The following is a 19,443-nucleotide window of genomic DNA, read 5'->3' on the forward strand; positions in this document are numbered from 1 at the left end:
ATCGGTTGCGCGATCAGTCATGCGCGCCGTGCGAAGGGCGCGGCGAAGCCGGCACCGGGTGCAAGCCCGCGCCGCCGCCGGTCGGTGCGGCCGGATGCTCGGCCGACACGAAGTCGTCGCCGTGCGGCACGTCGCCATGCAGCTTCAGCGGCTTGTTGCCCGCCAGGCGGCGCATCAGCACATAGAACACGGGCGTGAGGAACAGGCCGAAGGCCGTCACGCCGATCATTCCGGCGAACACCGCCACGCCCATGGCCTTGCGCATTTCCGAGCCCGCGCCCGTCGACAGCACCAGGGGCAGCACACCCATCACGAAGGCCAGCGAGGTCATGAGAATCGGGCGCAGGCGCAGGCGGCTGGCTTCGATGGCGGCCTGGATGGGCGTGCGTCCGGCGAACTCCAGCTCCCGTGCGAACTCCACGATCAGGATCGCGTTCTTCGCACTCAGCCCCACCAGCACGATCAGCCCGATCTGCGTGAAGACGTTGTTGTCACCCCCCGATATCCATACGCCCGCCATCGCAGCCATGATGCCCATGGGCACGATCAGGATGATCGCGATCGGCAGCGTCAGGCTCTCGTACTGGGCAGCCAGCACCAGGAACACCAGCAGGATCGCCAGCGGGAACACCAGGAAGGCGGAGTTGCCGGCCAGGATTTCCTGGTAGGTCAGCTCGGTCCACTCGAAGCTCACGCCCTTGGGCAGCGTCTCGGCCGCGATCTTGGTGATCGCGTCCTGCGCCTGGCCCGACGAATAGCCGGGGGCCGGACCGCCGTTGATGTCGGCCGCGAGGTAGCCGTTGTAGCGCATGGCGCGTTCCGGGCCGAAGGTCGAATTCACCTTCATCAGCGCAGACAGCGGCACCATCTCGCCCGAGGTGGAGCGCACCTTCAGCAGGCCCACGTCTTCGGCACGGGCGCGGTAAGGCGCATCGGCCTGCACCCGCACGGAGTACGTGCGGCCGAACTTGTTGAAGTCGTTGGCGTACAGGCTGCCCAGGTAGATCTGCATGGTGTCGAAGATGTCCGTCACCGGCACGCCGAGCTGGCGGGCCTTGGTGCGGTCGATGTCGGCATACAGCTGCGGCACGTTGACCTGCCAGCTCGTGAACATGCCGGCCAGTTCGGGCGCGGCCTGCGCCTTGGCCATGAAGGCCTTCACCGCCTGGTCCATCTGGTCGTAGCCCACCGAGGCACGGTCTTCCAGCTGCAGCTTGAAGCCACCCGTGGTGCCCAGGCCCGCCACCGGCGGCGGCGGGAACATGACGATGAACGCGTCCTGGATGCTCGCAAAGGCACCGTTGAGCTGGCCGGCCACCGCGCCACCGCTCTGGTCGTCGCGCTTGCGCTCGGCAAAGGGCTTGAGCGTGGCGAACACGATGCCCGAGTTGGAGCTGTTGGTGAAGCCGTTGATCGACAGGCCCGGGAAGGCGATGGCGTCTTCCACGTTCGGGTTCTTCTTCATGATCTCGCCCATGCGCTGGATCACTTCGTCGGTGCGGTCGAGCGTGGCGCCGTCGGGCAGCTGGGCAAAACCGATGAGGTATTGCTTGTCCTGCGCCGGCACGAAGCCGCCGGGCACCGCCTTGAAGAGGCCGAAGGTCACCGCGACCAGCGCGACGTAGATCGCCAGCATCAGCGCCTTGCGCGAAATGACGTTCTTCACGCCGCCGCTGTAGGCCTCCGAGCCGCGATGGAAGAGCTTGTTGAAGCCGCGGAACAGCCAGCCGAAGGCCTTGTCCATGCCGCGCGTCAGCGCGTCCTTGGGTTGGTCATGGCCGCGCAGCAGCAGCGCCGCGAGCGCCGGCGACAGCGTGAGCGAGTTGATCGCCGAGATCACCGTCGAGATCGCGATGGTCACCGCGAACTGCTTGTAGAACTGCCCCGTGAGACCGCTGATGAAAGCCAGCGGCACGAACACGGCCACCAGCACCAGCGCGATGGCGATGATGGGCCCGGAAACTTCGCGCATCGCCCTGTACGTCGCTTCACGCGGCGTCAATCCAGCTTCGATGTTGCGCTCGACGTTTTCCACCACCACGATGGCGTCGTCCACCACGATGCCGATGGCCAGCACCAACCCGAACAGGCTCAGCGCGTTGATCGAGAAACCGAGGACGTGCAGCACCGCGAAGGTACCGATCACCGACACCGGCACGGCCAAGAGCGGAATGATGGAAGCGCGCCATGTCTGCAGGAACAGGATGACCACCAGCACCACCAGCAGGATGGCTTCGAGCAGCGTGTGGATCACCGACTCGATGGACGCACGCACGAACTGCGTCGGGTCGTAGGCGATGCGGTACTCCAGGCCCTCGGGCATGTTCTTGTTGAGCTCGGTCATCGTCTTGCGCACGTTGGCCGAGATGTCGAGCGCGTTGGAGCCCGGTGCTTGGAACACGCCCATGCCCACGGCCGGGTCGTTGTTGAGCAGCGAACGCAGCGAGTAGTCGGCGGCGCCCATCTCCAGGCGGCCGATGTCGCGCAGGCGTGTCACGGCGCCGTCGGTGCCGCTCTTGACGATGATGTCGCCGAACTCTTCTTCGCTCTGCAGGCGCCCTTGCGCATTGATCGACAGCTGCATGTCCACGCCCGACAGGCCCGGCGAAGCGCCGACCACGCCGGCCGCGGCCTGCACGTTCTGGCCGCGAATGGCAGCCACCACGTCGCTCGCCGAGAGGCCGCGCTGCGCGACCTTCTGCGGGTCGAGCCAGACGCGCATCGAGTAGTCGCCGCCGCCGAAGATCTGCACCTGGCCCACGCCTTCGATGCGCGCGAGCGGGTCTTTCACGTTCAGCACCGCGTAGTTGCGCAGGTAGTTGATGTCGTAGCGGTTGTTCGGCGAGACGAGGTGGACCACCATCGTCAGGTCGGGTGCGCTCTTGACGGTCGTGATGCCCAGGCGCCGCACTTCCTCGGGCAGGCGCGGCTCGGCTTGCGAGACGCGGTTCTGCACGAGTTGCTGTGCCTTGTCAGGGTCGGTGCCCAGGCGGAAGGTGACGGTGAGCGTCATCACGCCGTCGGTGGTGGCCTGGCTGCCCATGTAGAGCATGCCTTCGACGCCGTTGATCTGCTCTTCCAGCGGCGTGGCTACGGTTTCGGCGATCACCTTGGGGTTGGCACCCGGGTACGTGGCGCGCACCACCACCGAAGGCGGCGCGACTTCCGGGTACTCCGAGATCGGCAGCCCGCGCAGCGCGATCAGGCCGGCTATCAGCATCAATAGCGACAGCACGCCGGCAAAGATCGGCCGGTCGATGAAAAATTTAGAGAGATTCATGTTGGTTCTCCGGTGAGCGCTGGTGCACTCCCCTCCGGTTTCAGGACTTCGCGGCTTCCGCCACGCGTTCCGGTTGTTGTTGCTTGGCAGGGTCGGCCTTGGCGTCCATGGTCACTTGCTGCGGCACCACCAGCGCACCCGGGCGGATGTGCTGCAGGCCGTTGACCACCACGCGATCGCCCGCCTTCAGGCCCTTGCTCACGACACGCAGGCCGTTGATGGAGGCACCGAGCGCCACTTCGCGGTAGGCCGCCTTGTTGTCTTCACCCACGACCATCACGAACTTCTTGTTCTGGTCGGTGCCGATGGCGCGTTCGCTCACCAGCAGCGCGGTGTCGTTGCGCGCCTGGCCCATGCGGATGCGGGCGAACTGGCCGGGGATGAGCGCGCCGTCCTTGTTGTCGAACGAGGCGCGCACACGCACGGTGCCACTGCGGGCATCGACCTGGTTGTCGATCAACTGAAGCTTGCCGGTGTAGGGCGTGCCCTCCAGGCCGGCGGTGCCCATCTGCACGGGAATGCTGTCGATCTGGCCGCGTGCGCCGGCGTTGGCAGGCAGGTCCTTCAGGGCGCGGGTGACGACCTGCTCGTCGGCGTCGAAGCTCGCGTAGATCGGGCTCACCGACACCAGCGTGGTCAGCACCGGTGCGCCGGGGCCCGCGGCGACGAGGTTGCCCACCGTCACTTCGAGCTTGCCGATGCGGCCGGACACCGGCGCCCGCACCTGGGTGTAGCCCAGGCTCAGGCGTGCGGTCTGCAGCGACGCCTGTGCGGCGCGCAGGTTGGCTTCGGCTTCGCGACCGGCGTTGACGCGCTCGTCCAGTTCGCGCTGCGCGATGGCCTGCTCGTCCCAGAGGCGGCGGGCACGTTCTTGCTCGCTGCGGCTGAAGGCCTGGCGGGCTTGCGCCGAGGCCACCTGCGCTTCGGCACGCTCCACTTCAGCGGCATACGGTGCGGGGTCGATGGTGATCAGCAGGTCGCCCTGCTTGACGAGTGCGCCTTCCCGAAAGTGCACCGCCTGCACGGCGCCGGCCACCCGGGAGCGCACATCGACGCGTTCGACCGCCTCGAGCCGGCCCGAGAACTCGTCCCAGGCGTTGACCTCGCTCGACGCCACGGTGGCCACCGACACCGGCGTGCCCTGTTGCGCCGCCACCGGTGCGGTGGCTTCGGCCTTGAAGCTGTACATGCCCACCACCGCTGCGGCCACCGCCAGCAGCGCGGTAAGGCCGGTCACGGCGGGCCACAGGCCCTTGCGGGCGGCGGAAGACAGCGGGTGTTGTTCGTTGTTCGACATGATGTTTCGTCCTTCTCGATGACTTTTTGGGATGCAACAGGCCACCCCGTCGCTTTTGGCGACAGGAGGCGGATTTCGGGGAAAAGAGGGGCCGGACGCCCGCCTCAGGGGAGGCGGCGGCTGTCAGTGGGCGGTGCTGACTCTTGCGGGTCTAGCTGGGCTCGGGCGCCGCGGGAGGCGGCACAGGAGCTGGCGCAGCAGGTGGCGTTGTGGCCCTGAAGAACTCGCGAAAGTGCTGCTGCACATTGGCCGCGCAGTCCCTGCACCCTGCGTTTTCAGGGTCGTACAGCGCCTTGGGCCAGTTCGCCGCGCCGGGCAGCACGTTGCTGGTGACCTCGATGCCGGCTGCGCGCAGCCGGCCGGCGAAGGTCATGGCTTCGTCGCGCATCGCGTCGTCCTGCCCCACCAGCACCAGGGCCGGTGCCAGGGCCGCCAGGCGCAGCGAACCGCTGGGCACCGCATACGGGTGCATCGCGTTCGATGGGCAACTCAGGTACTTCTGCCAGCCGGTGGCCCAGCGGCACTCGGCCTCGTCGTTGGTTGCGCTGCGCAGCGACGCGGTGCCCGCGCAGGGGTCGAGCATGGGCGACAGCAGGATCTGGCCTGCCAGCGGCGGATGGGCCCGGTCGCGGGCAATCAACGCCACCGCGGCGGCCAGGTTGCCCCCGGCTTCCTCGCCCGCCAGATAGACCAGCGAGCCCTTGCCGCCCAGCTTGGTGCGCTGCTTGTAGAGCCATTCGAGGGCGGCATAGCCGACTTCGATGGGCTCAGGAAAGGGCACCAGCGGGTAGGCCAGCGAGACCACCACCGCACCCGAACCGGCCAGCAGCCGGGCCACGTTGCGGCCGTTGTCCAGGCCGCCGCACACGAAAGTGCCGCCGTGGAAATGCAGCACCAGCGGTGCCGTGTCGCCCTTGGCGCGCTGCCCGTAGACACGGGCGGCCACCGGTTCGCGACCGGGCAGTTCGATCAGCAGATCGGCTTCCACGCCCTGCACCGCGGCGGCAGCAGCGGCAGCTTCGGCAGAACGGGACGATGGAACGGGTGACATGGGCGACCTCAGGGGGATGGGCGATGTTTGAAATATAAGGCGCACCGTTCGATATGAAACAGGCAACCTGACCCCACTCTGTTTCCAAACGGCTAACAATCCATATGCCACGGGGGGTCGGGCTCGCTGTGTGAGAATCCGCCTCCCTCCGGCGTGGGCCGGGTTCCAGAACAGGCATTCAATGGATCAGATCCAGGCAATGCGGATCTTTGTCCGCGTCGTGGAAGCCGGCACCTTCACCCGTGCCGCCGATTCACTCGCCCTGCCCAAAGGCACGGTCACCAAGCAGATCCAGGCGCTGGAATCGCGCCTGCGCGTGAAGCTGCTCAACCGCACCACGCGCCGCGTGACCGTCACGCCCGACGGCGCGGCGTACTTCGAACGCGCCGCCCGCCTCCTGAACGACTTCGACGACATGGAGGCCAGCATGACCAATGCGCAGGCCAGCCCCACGGGGCGGCTGCGCATCGACGTGGGCACCTCGGTGGCCAGGCAGATCATCCTGCCCAACCTGGCGAGCTTCTGCGACCGCTACCCCGACATCCAGGTCGACCTGGGCGTCAGCGACCGCACCGTTGACCTCATCAGCGACAACGTCGACTGCGTGATCCGCGCAGGCGAACTCAGCGACCAGTCGCTGGTGGCCCGGCGCATCGGCACCCTGCACTTCGTGACCGTGGCCTCCCCCGCCTACATCAAGCGCTACGGCATGCCCGCCCATCCCAACGACATCGAGAAGCGCCACACCGTGGTGAGCTACTTCTCGGGCAGCACGCGGCGCATCTACCCGCACGAGTTTCACAAGGGCGACGAGCGCATCGAGCTGAACGGGCCGTACCGCGTGTCGGTGAACGAGAGCAACGCCCACATGGCGGCGGTGCTCGGGGGGTTCGGCATCTCGCAGTGCATCACCTTCATGGCGGAGCCGCATCTGGAAAGCGGCGAGCTGGTCGAAGTGCTGGCGGATTGGAGCCGCGACCCGCTGCCGATTCATGTGGTGTACCCGCCCAACCGGCACTTGAGTGCGAAGGTGCGGGCGTTTGTGGATTGGGCGGCGGAGTTGTTTGCGAAGAATCCGAGGCTGCAGCGGCGGTGACTGAGGCCGTCTTTAGGAGAAGGTAGACATGTACTACGCGGTTGTGACACTGCCGATATTTGTTCTGCCTGCCGCGCTCATTGCATGACAGGCAAAGCTTTCAAACAGTCGGAGCTCGACTTCTTTCATCGCGAAGGATATTTGCGCGTGACCGGCGGTCACTCCAAGGCCCGTCTGAACCCGATCAAAGAAAGCATTCTTCGAGAACTCGCGCGCCTGGGCATCTGGGCCGGCGGAAAAAGCGTTGGCCGCTCGGTGAACGAGCTGCTGCCGTTTCAGCAGATCGCAAAGCTGGCCTCGGTCGTCAAGATCGCAGATCTGGATGAGGCCCTGAACACCCCGGAAATTCGCGGTGCAATCGTTGGCCTCACCGGCATGACTCCTCAGGTCGGGCAAGGCTCGCAGCTCCTGCTGTCCCTTCCTCGTCAGGGACGGTGGTCTTCGAGCAATCTGAACTGGCACGTTGATATCGCGTCGAAGCCGGGCGATGAGATTCCCGGCATCCAGGCCTTCTACCTGATCGACGACGTTGCGCAACACGCAGGTGCGACCTTGGCACTGGCGCGTTCGCATCGCCTGGAGGGCGAGGTGGCCCGCATGCTTCGCGGCGCGTTGAAAACGCCAACTGATCTGGAAGCTGTTCTGAGCACATCCAACACGGAGGTCGTCGAGATGTCAGGGCGGGCCGGCGATGTTTTTCTGATGGACATGCGCGTGCTGCACACCCCATCCATCAACGCATCCAAAAACATCAGGATGATGGCGACAACACGCTTCAATCTGCGCGCAGCAGGCTGAGTGAGATGACCGCTTCGAGCGTTTGCGGCGATGCTCCAATCCGACTGGCACTGACGACATCCGCCTCGGAGGAGTTTCAACTTTCGCTCAGGGCCCCCAAGCACTCATCGCAGCAGACCGGGACATTGCGACCGACTGAACGACTGTAAGTCGTCGCCATCAGCGGCCGAACGCCGTCAATGCGCATCCCGGTGCCCTGCGCACACGCCCTGAACACCGGTACACCAAGCGCCCTCGCCGCTCAGCCTCGCAGCTACACCCGATAAACAGGCTCGCACCGCACCTCGGTCTTCACCGAGTTCGCAATGAAGCACTCCTCATGCGCCCGGTGGTGCATGTGCGCGATCTGCTCGCGCGTCGGCAGGTTCTCGCCCGAAAACGAAACCTCCGGCCGCAGCGTGACCACGGTCATGGCCATCTTGCCTTCGGCGTTCTTCTCCATGACGCCGGTGGCCGCATCGAAATACCGGTCGACGCAAAACTTGCGCTTCACCGCCATCGTCAGGAACCACAGCATGTGGCAGCTCGACAGCGACGCCACAAAGCTCTCCTCGGGGTCCACCGCCGACGCGTCGGAGAACGGCAGCGGCACCACATGCGGCGACGAAGAGCCCGCCCATTCCGCCCCGCCGTCAAAGCGCAGCGCATGCCTGCGGCTGTAGGTGTTCGCCAGAAAATCCTGGTCGCCTCGCTCCCACAAGACTTCTGCGGTGTATTCGGACATGGTCGTGTTTCTCCTTGGCAGTTGTTCGTTCGCTGTCTCTGCAGGCAAGACGCGGGCGATGTAAGCAGCGTCAGGCGCCCAGCAATTTGACCAGCAACGGCACCAGCAACGCCGTCGCAATGCCGTTCAACCCCATCGCCAACGCCGAGAACGCCCCGGCGGTTTCATTCACCTGAATGGCCCGCGCCGTGCCGATGCCGTGCGCCGCCATGCCCACCGCAAAGCCGCGCACAGCCGGCTCCTTGATGCGCAGCAGGTTCAACAACCCGGTTGCCATGATCGCGCCCGAGATGCCTGCGACGGCCGCCGCCACCGCGGCCAGCGACGGCAGGCCGCCGATCTTCTCGGCCACGCCCATCGCGATGGGCATGGTGGCCGACTTGGGCGCGAGCGACATGATCAGCTCGTGCGAGCCGCCCAGCGCCCACGCGATGCCGATGGCCGAGACGATGGCTGCCACCGAGCCCACCAGCAGCGCCACACCGATCGGCAGCCACAGGCGCCGCAGCCGCGCGATCTGGCCGTACAGCGGCACGGCCAGCGCCACGGTGGCCGGGCCGATCAGGAAGTGAACGAACTTGGCGCCTTCGAAGTACGTGTCGTAAGGGGTGCGCGTTGCCAGCAGCACGGTGACGATGACGATCACCGACACCAGCACGGGGTTGACCACCGGGTTCGCGCCGCTGCGCTTGTGCAGCCACAGCGCGCCCAGGTACGCCAGCAGCGTGAGCGACAGCCACAGCAGCGGCGACTGCGCAAGAAAGACCCAGATGTCGGAAAGCTTCGCCGGTGCGCTCATTCCGCATCCTTCCCGGTGATGCGGATCATCCAGCGGAAGGTGAGCGCCGTCATGGTCATGGTGAAGGCCGCGCCCACGATGCCGGCCGCCAGGAACGGCAGCCACTCGCGCCCCACCCGCTCGAAATGCAGCATGACGCCGGTCACCGCCGGAATGAACAGCAGCATCAGGTTGCGCAGCAAGTGGCCCGAGGTGTCGGTCAGCGCCTGCGGCACGCTGCCGCGCACGAGCAGCGCGACGAACATCAGCACCATGCCGATCAGCGGACCGGGAATCGGCAGGCCCAGCCATTGAACGAGCAGTTCGCCGGCCAGTTGGCAAAGAAAGAGCGAGGTGATGGCGTAGAGCATGGTTTCAATCTTCGGCTGAAGCGTCGGCGCGTGTCCAGGCCTGCGCGAGTGCCTGCTGGCTGTGCGGCGGCAGCACGCCCAGGCGCACAAGGCCCGGCAGGCCGAAGGACGCGCAGTCGCGCAGCTTGATGCCGTCGGCGCGCAAGGCGGCCGCCAGCACGGGGTACGGCGCGTCGGTGCGGGCGCAGAAGAAGTTCGCGTCGCTGGGAAGGCACTGCCAGCCCAGCGATTCGCAGAGGGCCCGCTGCTCGGCCTTCCAGCTACGCAGCGTCGTCAGGCTCCGGGCGAGCCAGGCCTGGGCTTCGTCGCCGGTCCAGGTCTCGAGCAACGCGACGCCGTGGGTGCCCAGCGGCCACGACGGCGCGAGCTTTTCGAGGCGCTGCATCAGCGGCGCGGCGGCTGCGTCGTCGGGCGCGATGGCATAGGCGGCGCGGATGCCGGTGAGGCCCATGGCCTTGTTCGGTGTCCAGAGTTGCCAGACGCGGTCGCGCTGCGCGGCGGCCAGCGACGCCCGGCCTTCGAGGCGCAGCGGTTCGTAGGCCATGTCGAGCACGCAGATGCTGCCCGATTGCGCGTGCAGTTCGATATCGGCCTGCGGCTGGCCCAGCGGGCTCGATGGCTCGCAGCACCAGTGCAGCGCCGCGCCTTCGTGCGGCTCGGAGGCGCGCAGCACCTGCAGGCCCCAGGCTTGGGCCGCGCGTTCGTAGTCGCCGTAGCTGTGCGTGGGCAGCCAGACCTGGCGTGCGCCGCCTTGCATGACGGCGGCGCTGATGCGGTGGATGAATTCGCTCGCGCTCGCCGCGATCACGATGCGCTCGGGTGTCACGCCGTGGAAGGCGGCAAGGCGGGCGCGCAGCGAGGTGTAGCGCGGGTCCGGGTAGTGCGCGGCATCGGCCGTGCGCAAGGCATCGACCGCTGCGGGGCATGGGCCCACCGCATTGCCGTTGGTCGAAAAATCGTGCGGCGCGGCGCCGGTCTCGTCAGGGCCGCCGTGCAGGGCGTTGGTGAACGTCATGGCCAATCCGCCATCACAGCAATCGCCGGCACCGCCAGGATCGCCAGCGACGCGAACACCGCCGCCGCCAGCACCGCCCTGCCGCCCAGCAGCGCGGTGCGGTGCGTGTCGGCCGCAGCCGCTTGCCGCCCTTCCCCGTTCAATGCGTACACACCGGGCTTGGCCAGCCGCACGCCGAGCAGCAGCGCCATCGCCGCCATCGGCCAGCCGCTATTGGGCGACGGCGTGCGGCGCGCCTCGCGGCCCAGGCCCCTCGGCCATCGACCCGCCGCCAGCGCCAGCAGCAGCACGGTGATGCGCGCGGGAATCCACGAGAGCGCGTCGTCGGCGCGCGCGGCCCATTTGCCGAGCCATGTCCAGTCGCGGCCGTTGCGCTCGCCGCGGTAGCCCCACATCGCGTCGGCCGTGTTGGCGAAGCGGTACAGCGCCGCGCCGGGCAGGCCCAGCAGCACGAACCAGAACAGCGGCGCCACCAGCGAATCGTTGAGGTTCTCGGCCAGCGATTCGATGGCGCTCTCGCGCACCTCGCGCTCACTGAGTGCCTGGACGTCGCGGCTGACCAATCGCGCAAGCTGCTGGCGGCCCGCATCGAGCGACACGCCCAGCGCCGCCTCGACCGCGAGCACTTCGTCGCGCAGCATGCGCCATGCGAAGAGCGGCTTGAGCAAAAGGCCGACCAGCACCGCCGCGGCCCATGCCGGCAGGTGCAGCGTGGCTAGCGATTGCAGCATCGACGTCACAACCCAGACCGCCACGCCGCCCAGACACCACGTCAGCGCGCCGATGAAGAACAGCCGCAGGTCGAGCGGCCGTGCCCGGTCGAACGGCGGTGCGATGCGATCGCCGATGCAGCCCAGGTACTTTCCCATCCACACCACCGGATGCAGGCGCGCGGGCGGCTCGCCGAGCCAGCGGTCGATGGCGAGCGCGAGCCACAGGGCGGCGATGGCGACGATGGCATGGGTGAAGGAGAAGGCGGGCATGGGGGCCGTCATTCTCTCGAATCAGGCGCGGGCGGCATCCGGATGGCGTCCACGGCCGCGCCGCCATTGCATCAGCGCGCCGAGCGCGATGAGCAAGGCCGCGCCGAAGGCCACCCCCAGGCGGAGCAGCACCGACTCGGCCTGCTGCGGCGGAGCTTCGTCGGGTGTCATTTCCAGCTTGAGGCCGGTCACAGACTGGGTCGCGTCTTGCGCCGGTGCGGCAGCTTCGGTCGAAGGTGCGGGCGAAGGGCCTTCGACGGGCGCAGCCGCCACAGACCTCGGCACTTCCACAGCCACAGCACCCCGAGGCGCCAGCTCCGCCCGCACAAAGCGCTGCACCCCCATGTTCCGCTCGCGCAGGCCGGTGGCGCGAACCGCCTCCGCATACGCGCTCGCCAGTTCGCGCCGCGTTGCCGCATCGGGCTTCCAATAGTCCAGCCGCACCGCATCGAGCATGCGCTCCAGCGTCTGCGCGAAGGCGGCGCGGTTGTCGCCTTCCAGCCATTCGCGTGTGCCCAGCTTGTACCGGTCGCGCACATACACCTCGTGCAGCGATTGCCACTGGTCCTGCCGCACTGCACCGGGCGCGGTGACCTGCCAGCCCCAGAGAAACTGCGCGGTCTTGAGCACCTGCAGCGTGCCGCTGTAGCCCTCGGCTTTCTGCGCCGCGATCCATTGGGGGTGCAAATAGCGCGTCTGCATCTCGCGCGCGATGGCGCCGGCGGCGGTGTCGGTGCGCACCGCGCCGGAGTCGCGCAGGTTCTGAACGTACAGCGCCGGATCCTTGCCCGTGAGCTGCCGCACCGCCTGCGCGATGCCGCCCAGGTACTGAAACGGATCGTCGTTGGTGAGCACGCCGTACAGGTTGGAGGTGCGCGCCATCAGCGCCGCATCGACCTGCACCAGGTTGCCGGCATAGGCGCCGGGCCGTGCCGCGCCGTGCAGCCCCTTGCCGTAGGCATGGCCCATGCGGTCCATGTAGAGCTGCGCCATCTGCGCATCGCCGCCGCCACGGCGCTGCGAGGTCCACAGGTCGCTCGCGAGCGCGGCTTCTTCCAGGCCCGCGCCGTAGCTGCCCTGCTCGTTCGAAAACACGCGCGCGGTCGACCAGCGCCTGGCCTCGTCCGCTGTCGCGCCTTCCGCCCGCAGCTTGCGGGCCAGCGTTTCGCTGTGCCGCGCGACAGCGTTGCCGGGTTCGGGCAAGGCCGCGACCTGCTGCACCGCCTCGTCGAGCCAGCGCATCACGTTGGGAAACTGGTCGCGGTAGGAGCCGGTGACGCTGATCAGCACGTCGATCCGCGGCCGCTTCAAGGTGGATGCCGGCAGCACGTCGATGCCGGCGATGCGGCCCGCGTCGTCCCAGCGCGGCTTCACGCCCATGGCGTAGAAGGCCTGGCTTTCCAGCACGCCCTGGTGACGCGAGGCCTCGCCCGCCCAGAGCGTGAAGGCGATCTTTTCAGGCGGCTTGCCGGCGTGGCTTCTGGCATGCTCGGCCATCCACGCGTCCATGGCGGTGACACCGATGTCCCACGCGGCGCGCGTCGGCACGCGGCTCGGATCGAAGCCGTAGAGGTTGCGCCCGGTCGGCAGGCTGTCGGGGTTGCGCACCGGGTCGCCGCCGTAGCTGGCCCGGAGGTAGCGGCCATCCAGCGCGGTGAGCAGGCCTTCGATTTCTTCGTTGTTGGCGAGCGCGGCGTCGATCTTCTGCGCGCGCCGGGCCATGGCTCGCAGCGTTTCCGCGTGGGCGGCATCCGCACCCATGGCGCTCGCCGCCTCGACGTCCTTGATGGCAACTTCGACCCAGCGCGCCGGTCGCGAGGCCGCCATGTTCCCGGCGTCGATCAGGAAGGCTTCGTCGACGTCCTCACCCAGCGCTTCGGCCAAGGGCTTGCCGAGGATCTGCAGGATCGTCATGCGGCGGCGCTCTGCATCGGGCGCCTGCCCGAAGGTGGCCAGGCCCAGCGGCTGTGCGGTGAGCGCCAGTTCGTCGAGGTACGGATGCAGCACCGCGATGAAGCCCGCAAAGTCGGCGCGGATCCGGGCGGGCGTCCATTGGAGGTCGCGGTCGTAGTGTTGTTGGACGAACTCCGCCGTCAGTTGCCGCTCCATCGCGGCTTTTACCGGTCCGGGCGACAGCGTTTCCCAGTCGTGCAGGCGCTCGTGCATCGCCTGCACACCGGGCCGAAAGCCCGCGGGCGCGAACATCGGCGTCGAGTGGCTCACCATGGTCGCGCGCCCACGGCGCTTGGCGGTGGTGGCTTCGCCGAGGTTGTCCATGATGTACGGGTACACGTTGGGCAGGTCGCCGAGCGCGAGCAGCGGATCGTCCTGCACCGACAAGCCGCGCTCCTTGCCCGCCGACCATTCGACCGTGCCGTGCGTGCCCACGTGCACGACCGCGCTGGCGCCGAACTGCGTGCGCAGCCAGAGGTAGGTGGCCAGGTAGCTGTGACTCAACGGAATGGCCGAGCGGTGATAGACCTGCTCGGCCTTGCCCAGCACCTGCGTGCCGGGCTCGAAGCGCGGCGGCTGGCGCAGCACGACGACATTGCCGAACTGCACGCGCGGGATGACGAAAGCCTGCTCACCCGAAGCCTTGACCGACCGCAGCATGGTCGACTTTTGGGGCGGGCCCCAGTAGCTCTCGATGCGGTGCTGGGTCTCGGCGGGCAGCGTGCGAAACCATGCGAGGTAGCGCGACAGCGGCAGCGAAGCGGCCAGGTCCTGGTCGAGCAGCGGTTGCAAGGCATCGCCGCCGCCGGCCGGGTAGTAGGCCTTCAGGGTGGCCTGCACCTGCGCGATGAGCGCGTCCGCGCCGGGTGTCTCGGTGCGGTAGCCGGCCGACTTCATCGCCGAGAGCATGTGACTCACGCTGCGCGGTACGTTGAGAAAGGAGGCGCCGAAGTTGGCCTCGCCCGGCGGGTAGTTGTAGACCAGCATGGCGACACGGCGGTCCGGCGCCGGCGTGCGCTGCAGGCGCAGCAGCGCGGCCGCCTTGTCGGCCACGGCGTCGATCTGCGCGGGCAAGGGCTGCAAGGTGCCGCCAACGGCATCGCGCGCGCTCACCAGCATCGGATCGGTCATGCCGGCCAGTTCGCTCGGGCTGTAGTACGAGGCGATGTCGGTCTGCGCGAGGCCGTCCTTGCTCTGCGCCCACTGCGCGGCGTCCATGGCGAGCGACGGCAGGGTCTGGAGCACGGGCACGCCGATGCGCTCCAGCTCGGCCTTGCGCTCGTTCGGGCTGAAAACCAGCGAGGCGTTGACGATCAGGTCGGCCACGCGTTGCTCGTCGGCACCCGCCGCATGGGTCATGCGGAAGAACAGGTCTTTCTGCTGGCGCGGGCCGTAGAAGGCGTAGGCGCGCAGGCCGCGCTGTTCGAGCGTGGCGATGAGTCGGTCGAGCCAGGCGGTGTCGTCGCCGGTGACCGTGGCGCTGTTGATGACAATGGCGACGGTTCCGGCGTTGCCGGGCAAGCGGCTCACTGCCGCGATATCGGTTTCGACGCGGGGCCAGCCCGGGTGATAGAAGCCCGCGAGCGGCAGGGGCACGGGCGGCGGGAGCCCGTCCAGGGAATCGATCTGACCCAACGCCTTCATCGCCGCGCTGAGGTTGGCCGTGCCCGCAAAGCGCCAGTACTCACGCAGGCGCTGTGCCCACGCTGCATCGACGCCGCGCTCGGCGTCCAGCGGTGGTGCCGTGGTGGTTTGTCCCTTGGCTGCGAGCGCGAATTCGCCGATGAGCACATAGGAAGCGCCGCCGCGCGCAATCACGTCGCCGAAGCGCGCCGCGGCAGCTTGCGCCACGCTGAGGTGCGGCGCGTCGATCAGCAGCAGCCTGGCATCAACCAGCGCGGATGCCAGCGCTTCGGGCGAATCCCTCGCGGCCGACACCACCTGCAACAGCAACCCGGCTTCGTGCGCGGCCTCCTGCAAGCGCACGACGCGCGCCGGCGACACCAGCGAGGTGCTCAACACCACGATGCGCGAAGACGCGCCCGCCTCGGCCTGCGCACCGAACGCCAGCCCCATCAGCAGGAGCCAGACCAGCAGCCGCCTCACTTGCCGCCCTGCACCGCCGCCGCAGCCGGTACGGCATCCGCCGGCACATAGACCATCGTGCCGTCCTTCAGCCGCCAGGCGGTGCCGGCCTTCTCGCCGTCGCCCTGCCCCGTCGCGCCGCTGGCCTTGAAGCGCGTGAGCTTCTGCCCCTCGCGCGTGATGATCTCCATGTCGGGCTGGCCTTCGTTGCGGATGACGGTCAGTTTGTCCTGCGCGAACGGGTTCATCGGGTTGTTGATGACCGCGATCATCAGCATGCCGATGACGACCATGAACACGTCGATCAGGTTGATGGTCGAAAGCACCGGATCGTCGTCATCGCTGTCCAGGCTGCTCAATATCGAGAACTGCCTGCGGGTCATGGGTGCACCCTTGGCGCTGCGCGCCTTCCCGCCAAGCGGGAGCGAGCTTGCTTGGGGCGGCCCGGCGCGGCGCTCATGACAGCCGGTCCCGCGCATCCAGCACCGTCACCAGCTCGCGCATCAGCCAGCGCCGCCGCACCGTGTAGACCACGAAGGTGATCGAGGCCGAGGCCAGCGCCACGATCACGGCCGCGAACGCGGGCGCGAGGCTCTGCGCCACACCCTGCGATTCGCCCGACGCGACGGCCACCAGCGCCGGCCCCATCGGGATCATGGTGGCGATCAGCCCCAGCATCGGCGCCACGCGGCTGCACAGGCGCACGCCTTCGAGCTGCTTGAGCACCACCAGCTCCATCTGCTCCTGGCTCGCATCGGCATGGCGCCGCAGCGCCAGCACGCGCAGCGGATCGCGGCGACGCTGCAGGTACTCGATGCCGAAGGCGCCCAGGCACACCACCGCATAGACAAAGCACAGCAGCACACCGAGCGTCACGGGCCAGAGAAACAGGCGCGCCAACTCGAACAGGACGGTATCGAAGGCCAGCATCAGGCAGGCTCCACGGAAGAAGAAGTTGACAGAAACAGGTCCGACGGCCGGCCCCAGCGCTCGTCGAATACCAGCGCGGACAAGGGATCGCGCCGCGCCCAGCGTTCGCGCTGCAGCAGCGGCTCTTCATAGAACGCGTGCACGGGGCCAAGGCACAGCAGTGCGATGGGCTCGGCGCCTTCCGGCAAGCCGAGCAATGCACTCAGCCCGGCAGGATCGAACAGCGACACCCAGCCCATGCCCAGTCCTTCGGCCCGCGCGGCAAGCCAGAGGTTCTGGATGGCGCAGGAGGCCGAGGCCAGGTCCATCTGCGGCAGGGTGCGGCGGCCGAACACATGTTTGTCGCGGTCGTCGGCCAGCGTCACAGCCAGCAGCTCGGCCGCATCGAGCAGGCCCTGCACCTTCAGGCGCATGAACTCGTCTTCGCGTTCGCCGAGGGCGCGCGCGGTGAGCACGCGTTCGCGCTCGACCGCATCGTGCAGGCGCTGGCGCAGCGCAGCCTCGCGGATGCGAATGAAGCGCCACGGCTGCATGAACCCCACGCTGGGCGCGTGGTGCGCCGCGTCCAACAGCCGGCGCAGCACCTCGGGCGCGACCTCGCCGCCCGCAAAGTGGCGCATGTCGCGCCGCTCGTGGATGACGCGGTACACCGCCCTCGCCTCTTCGGCCGCGAATGCGTGTTGCCGCGCCATCGCGGTCAATCCTCGATGCCGCGTTGCGCCGGAATGCCTGCCTTGAACGCGTGCTTGACCAGCGTCATCTCGGTCACCGTGTCGGCCAGCTCGATGATCTCCGGCGGGCAGCGCCTGCCAGTCAGCGCCACATGCACGTGCTTGGGCCGCGCGCGCAGCGTTTCGAGCACGCCTTCGAGCGGCAGCCAGCCGTAGATCAGCGGGTAGGTGATTTCGTCGAGCACCACCAAAAAGAACTCGCCCGACAGGATCGCGGCCTTGGCCTTCTCCCAGCCGTCGCGCGCAAGCTGCCCCGAGCGCTCGAGGTCCTGGCTCTTCCAGCTGAAGCCGTCGCCCAGCCCTTCGATGGGAATGCCCAGTTGCTCGAACATGCGGTGCTCGCCGAAGCGCGCGGAGGGCACTTTCATGAACTGGTAGATCTTCACGGCCTTGCCACGGCCGTGCGCCCGCAGCGCGAGGCCGAATGCGGCCGTGCTCTTGCCCTTGCCGTCGCCGGTGTTGACGATGACGATGCCGCGGCGTTCACCTTCGGGCTTCTCGTAGGGCTTTTCGCTGGGAGGGGTTTCGATCTGCATGTGTGTTCCTTGCTTATTTCGGCAGCGCAATCCACTGGTCCGCCACGCGGTGCACGCGAATGCGGTGGTCGAAGACCTGTTCGAGCGCTGTGTGGGTGGCCGGGTCGCTGCAGCCGCCGTGGTGCACCACGCGGCCCTTGTCCATCACGACCATGTCGTCGGCGGCCAGCGCCATCGGCAGTTCGTGCAGCACGCTCACCACGGTGCGGCCCTCGGCCACGAGGGCGCGCGCGGTCTGCATCCAGTCGGCCTGGTGCGGCGGGTCGAGGTTGGCGAGCGGCTCGTCCATCAACAGCACCTGAGCCTCGACCGCCAGCGCGCGGGCCAGCAGCACGCGCTGGCGCTCGCCGCCCGAGAGCTGGCCCAGCGGGCGGTCGCGCCAGTCCCAGGCCTGGGTGCTGCGCAGTGCGCGCTCCACGGCGTCGCGGTCGGCCGCGCTCGGGGCGGCCAGCCAGCGCTGGTGCGGCAGGCGGCCGAGCATGGCGACGTCGTAGACCATCAGGTCGTCGGCGCTGGCCTCGCCCGTGCCGCTCTGGCCCAGCCACGAGAGGCGCTGTGCGCGGATGCGGGCGGGAATCCTGGCCTGCGCTTCGCCGAACAGCCGCACCTCGCCGCCATGCGGAAGCAAGCCCGCCATCGCTTTGAGCAAGGTGGATTTGCCTGCGCCGTTCGGCCCGACGATGCTGGTCCAGCGGGCGGACGAAAGCTTGAGGTCGATGCCGTGCAGCACCTCGGCCATGCCCAGCGTGGCGCTCACGCGGCGTGCTTCCAGCGCAGGCACGGTCAGGGTCTTGTTCACGCCAGGCCTCCGCGCGCGCTGCGCCGGTGCATCAGCCACAGCAGGTAGCTTCCGCCGAGCACCGCGGTGAGCACGCCCACCGGCAGTTCCTGCGGCGCGATGAGCCAGCGCGCGAGCAGATCGGCCGCCATCAGCAGCAGGCCGCCCATCAGCGCCGACAGCACGATCAGCCGCGCATGCGTGGTCTTGACGGCCGAGCGCACCAGGTGCGGCGCCGCGAGCCCGACGAAGGCGATGAGGCCGGTCTGCGCCACGGCCGCGCCGGTGGCCAGCGCGAGCACCACGACCAGCGCGGCGCGCATGGCGCCCAGCGGCAGGCCCAGGCTGCGGGCGGTGGCTTCGCCGAGCGCCAGCCCGTCGAGCACCGGCGCCAGCGCCCAGGCCGCCAGCAGGCACACCGCGCACACCGCCCCCATCACCGCGCAGGCGCTCCAGCCGACCAGTCCGGTGCTGCCGAGGACGAAGCCCTGAATGGCCTGCAGGATGTCGGCCGAGGCAATGCTGATCAGGTCTTTGGCGGCACCCAGCACCACGCCGACGATCACGCCCGCGAGCAGCAGCCGCAGCGTCTGCTGCACGCCGCGCGCCAGTGTCAGCGTGAGCAGCACGGCAAGCACCGCGCCGATGAAGGCCGCGCCCGTGAGGCCGATGCGCATCACCCATTGCGTACTGGCTGCAGAGCCGCCGAAAAGCATCAGCGCCACCGCCACGCCCAGCGAAGCGCCCGAGGCGCTGCCGAGCAGGTACGGGTCGGCCAGCGGATTGCGAAACAGCCCCTGCGCCACCGCGCCCGCAAGCCCGAGCAGCGCGCCCGCGAGCCAGGCGCCCAGCGTGCGCGGCAGGCGGATGTCCCACACGATCTGCAGCGCCACCGGATCGTGCCGCGCGGCCAGCAGGCTCTCGAAGCCGGTGCTGCCGATGCCCAGGCCAAACACCAGCAGCGCGACGCCCAGCACCAGCAGGGCCGCGCCCAGCAGCAGAACGCGGCGCAGGTGGGCCGAATGCATGCGCGCGGC

Annotated in this window: 17 protein-coding genes; 2 read left to right on the top strand and 15 right to left on the bottom strand. The window is 68.4% G+C overall.

The window, feature by feature from the left end; translation table 11 throughout:
- Positions 1-13 precede the first annotated feature (13 nt).
- The 3 genes from ABIC90_RS09730 to ABIC90_RS09740 all read right to left on the bottom strand — a co-directional run bounded on the left by ABIC90_RS09730 (position 14) and on the right by ABIC90_RS09740 (position 5,628).
- On the bottom strand, positions 14-3,280 hold the full coding sequence (locus ABIC90_RS09730; RefSeq protein WP_354353886.1) for an efflux RND transporter permease subunit: 3,267 nt from the start codon (positions 3,278-3,280) through the stop codon (positions 14-16).
- 40 nt (positions 3,281-3,320) lie between these two features.
- Positions 3,321-4,577 (bottom strand): efflux RND transporter periplasmic adaptor subunit, encoded by a 1,257-nt coding sequence (locus tag ABIC90_RS09735; RefSeq protein WP_354353887.1) that lies wholly within the window; start codon positions 4,575-4,577, stop codon positions 3,321-3,323.
- Positions 4,578-4,728: 151 nt separating this feature from the next.
- The gene (locus tag ABIC90_RS09740) at positions 4,729-5,628 is read right to left on the bottom strand and encodes an alpha/beta hydrolase fold domain-containing protein (protein ID WP_354353888.1); all 900 of its coding nucleotides are present in this window, start codon (positions 5,626-5,628) and stop codon (positions 4,729-4,731) included.
- A 181-nt stretch (positions 5,629-5,809) separates the two neighbouring features.
- Between ABIC90_RS09740 and ABIC90_RS09745 the strand changes: the two genes are divergently transcribed.
- On the top strand, positions 5,810-6,724 hold the full coding sequence (locus tag ABIC90_RS09745) for a LysR family transcriptional regulator (protein ID WP_354353889.1): 915 nt from the start codon (positions 5,810-5,812) through the stop codon (positions 6,722-6,724).
- Positions 6,725-6,808: 84 nt separating this feature from the next.
- On the top strand, positions 6,809-7,522 hold the full coding sequence (locus tag ABIC90_RS09750) for a phytanoyl-CoA dioxygenase family protein (protein ID WP_354353890.1): 714 nt from the start codon (positions 6,809-6,811) through the stop codon (positions 7,520-7,522).
- Positions 7,523-7,775: 253 nt separating this feature from the next.
- On the opposite strand, the gene ABIC90_RS09755 is transcribed toward ABIC90_RS09750, so the two are convergent.
- From ABIC90_RS09755 to ABIC90_RS09810, 12 genes are all read right to left on the bottom strand, one after another.
- Positions 7,776-8,246 (bottom strand): OsmC family protein, encoded by a 471-nt coding sequence (locus ABIC90_RS09755; protein ID WP_354353891.1) that lies wholly within the window; start codon positions 8,244-8,246, stop codon positions 7,776-7,778.
- Positions 8,247-8,316: 70 nt separating this feature from the next.
- Positions 8,317-9,045: an LrgB family protein gene (locus tag ABIC90_RS09760; protein ID WP_354353892.1), complete on the bottom strand. Its 729-nt coding sequence runs from the start codon at positions 9,043-9,045 to the stop codon at positions 8,317-8,319.
- The gene (locus tag ABIC90_RS09765) at positions 9,042-9,395 is read right to left on the bottom strand and encodes a CidA/LrgA family protein (protein WP_354353893.1); all 354 of its coding nucleotides are present in this window, start codon (positions 9,393-9,395) and stop codon (positions 9,042-9,044) included. Before ABIC90_RS09765 ends, ABIC90_RS09760 begins: the two co-directional genes overlap by 4 nt.
- Positions 9,396-9,399: 4 nt before the next feature.
- Positions 9,400-10,410, bottom strand: a complete 1,011-nt coding sequence (locus ABIC90_RS09770) for an aminotransferase class I/II-fold pyridoxal phosphate-dependent enzyme (protein WP_354353894.1) — start codon at positions 10,408-10,410, stop codon at positions 9,400-9,402.
- The gene (gene cbiB, locus ABIC90_RS09775; protein WP_354353895.1) at positions 10,407-11,393 is read right to left on the bottom strand and encodes an adenosylcobinamide-phosphate synthase CbiB; all 987 of its coding nucleotides are present in this window, start codon (positions 11,391-11,393) and stop codon (positions 10,407-10,409) included. Before cbiB ends, ABIC90_RS09770 begins: the two co-directional genes overlap by 4 nt.
- A gap of 21 nt (positions 11,394-11,414) precedes the next feature.
- Positions 11,415-15,452: a cobaltochelatase subunit CobN gene (cobN, locus tag ABIC90_RS09780; RefSeq protein WP_354353896.1), complete on the bottom strand. Its 4,038-nt coding sequence runs from the start codon at positions 15,450-15,452 to the stop codon at positions 11,415-11,417.
- Entirely contained in the window at positions 15,449-15,814 is a 366-nt protein-coding gene (locus tag ABIC90_RS09785; protein ID WP_354353897.1) for a DUF2149 domain-containing protein, read from the bottom strand. The genes cobN and ABIC90_RS09785 overlap by 4 nt, the downstream gene beginning before the upstream one ends.
- Before the next feature lie 73 nt (positions 15,815-15,887).
- Positions 15,888-16,361 (bottom strand): MotA/TolQ/ExbB proton channel family protein, encoded by a 474-nt coding sequence (locus ABIC90_RS09790; RefSeq protein ID WP_354353898.1) that lies wholly within the window; start codon positions 16,359-16,361, stop codon positions 15,888-15,890.
- Positions 16,361-17,053 (bottom strand): 5,6-dimethylbenzimidazole synthase, encoded by a 693-nt coding sequence (bluB, locus tag ABIC90_RS09795; protein ID WP_354353899.1) that lies wholly within the window; start codon positions 17,051-17,053, stop codon positions 16,361-16,363. The genes ABIC90_RS09790 and bluB overlap by 1 nt, the downstream gene beginning before the upstream one ends.
- A 5-nt stretch (positions 17,054-17,058) precedes the next feature.
- Complete coding sequence (gene cobO, locus ABIC90_RS09800; protein WP_354353900.1) at positions 17,059-17,628, bottom strand: cob(I)yrinic acid a,c-diamide adenosyltransferase; 570 nt, start codon at positions 17,626-17,628, stop codon at positions 17,059-17,061.
- A gap of 13 nt (positions 17,629-17,641) precedes the next feature.
- Positions 17,642-18,367, bottom strand: a complete 726-nt coding sequence (locus ABIC90_RS09805; RefSeq protein WP_354354093.1) for an ABC transporter ATP-binding protein — start codon at positions 18,365-18,367, stop codon at positions 17,642-17,644.
- A 56-nt stretch (positions 18,368-18,423) separates the two neighbouring features.
- Entirely contained in the window at positions 18,424-19,434 is a 1,011-nt protein-coding gene (locus ABIC90_RS09810) for a FecCD family ABC transporter permease (RefSeq protein ID WP_354354094.1), read from the bottom strand.
- Positions 19,435-19,443 lie beyond the last annotated feature (9 nt).

Origin of the sequence: Variovorax boronicumulans, from assembly GCF_040544675.1 — a bacterium.
Taxonomy (GTDB): domain Bacteria; phylum Pseudomonadota; class Gammaproteobacteria; order Burkholderiales; family Burkholderiaceae_C; genus Variovorax; species Variovorax boronicumulans_D.

Coding starts and splice junctions, on each gene's coding strand:
- ABIC90_RS09730 (WP_354353886.1), bottom strand. CDS start 3,280: ATGAATCTCTCTAAATTTTTCATCGACCGGCCGATCTTTGCCGGCGTG.
- ABIC90_RS09735 (WP_354353887.1), bottom strand. CDS start 4,577: ATGTCGAACAACGAACAACACCCGCTGTCTTCCGCCGCCCGCAAGGGC.
- ABIC90_RS09740 (WP_354353888.1), bottom strand. CDS start 5,628: ATGTCACCCGTTCCATCGTCCCGTTCTGCCGAAGCTGCCGCTGCTGCC.
- ABIC90_RS09745 (WP_354353889.1), top strand. CDS start 5,810: ATGGATCAGATCCAGGCAATGCGGATCTTTGTCCGCGTCGTGGAAGCC.
- ABIC90_RS09750 (WP_354353890.1), top strand. CDS start 6,809: ATGACAGGCAAAGCTTTCAAACAGTCGGAGCTCGACTTCTTTCATCGC.
- ABIC90_RS09755 (WP_354353891.1), bottom strand. CDS start 8,246: ATGTCCGAATACACCGCAGAAGTCTTGTGGGAGCGAGGCGACCAGGAT.
- ABIC90_RS09760 (WP_354353892.1), bottom strand. CDS start 9,045: ATGAGCGCACCGGCGAAGCTTTCCGACATCTGGGTCTTTCTTGCGCAG.
- ABIC90_RS09765 (WP_354353893.1), bottom strand. CDS start 9,395: ATGCTCTACGCCATCACCTCGCTCTTTCTTTGCCAACTGGCCGGCGAA.
- ABIC90_RS09770 (WP_354353894.1), bottom strand. CDS start 10,410: ATGACGTTCACCAACGCCCTGCACGGCGGCCCTGACGAGACCGGCGCC.
- cbiB (WP_354353895.1), bottom strand. CDS start 11,393: ATGCCCGCCTTCTCCTTCACCCATGCCATCGTCGCCATCGCCGCCCTG.
- ABIC90_RS09785 (WP_354353897.1), bottom strand. CDS start 15,814: ATGACCCGCAGGCAGTTCTCGATATTGAGCAGCCTGGACAGCGATGAC.
- ABIC90_RS09790 (WP_354353898.1), bottom strand. CDS start 16,361: ATGCTGGCCTTCGATACCGTCCTGTTCGAGTTGGCGCGCCTGTTTCTC.
- bluB (WP_354353899.1), bottom strand. CDS start 17,053: ATGGCGCGGCAACACGCATTCGCGGCCGAAGAGGCGAGGGCGGTGTAC.
- cobO (WP_354353900.1), bottom strand. CDS start 17,628: ATGCAGATCGAAACCCCTCCCAGCGAAAAGCCCTACGAGAAGCCCGAA.
- ABIC90_RS09805 (WP_354354093.1), bottom strand. CDS start 18,367: ATGGCCGAGGTGCTGCACGGCATCGACCTCAAGCTTTCGTCCGCCCGC.
- ABIC90_RS09810 (WP_354354094.1), bottom strand. CDS start 19,434: ATGCATTCGGCCCACCTGCGCCGCGTTCTGCTGCTGGGCGCGGCCCTG.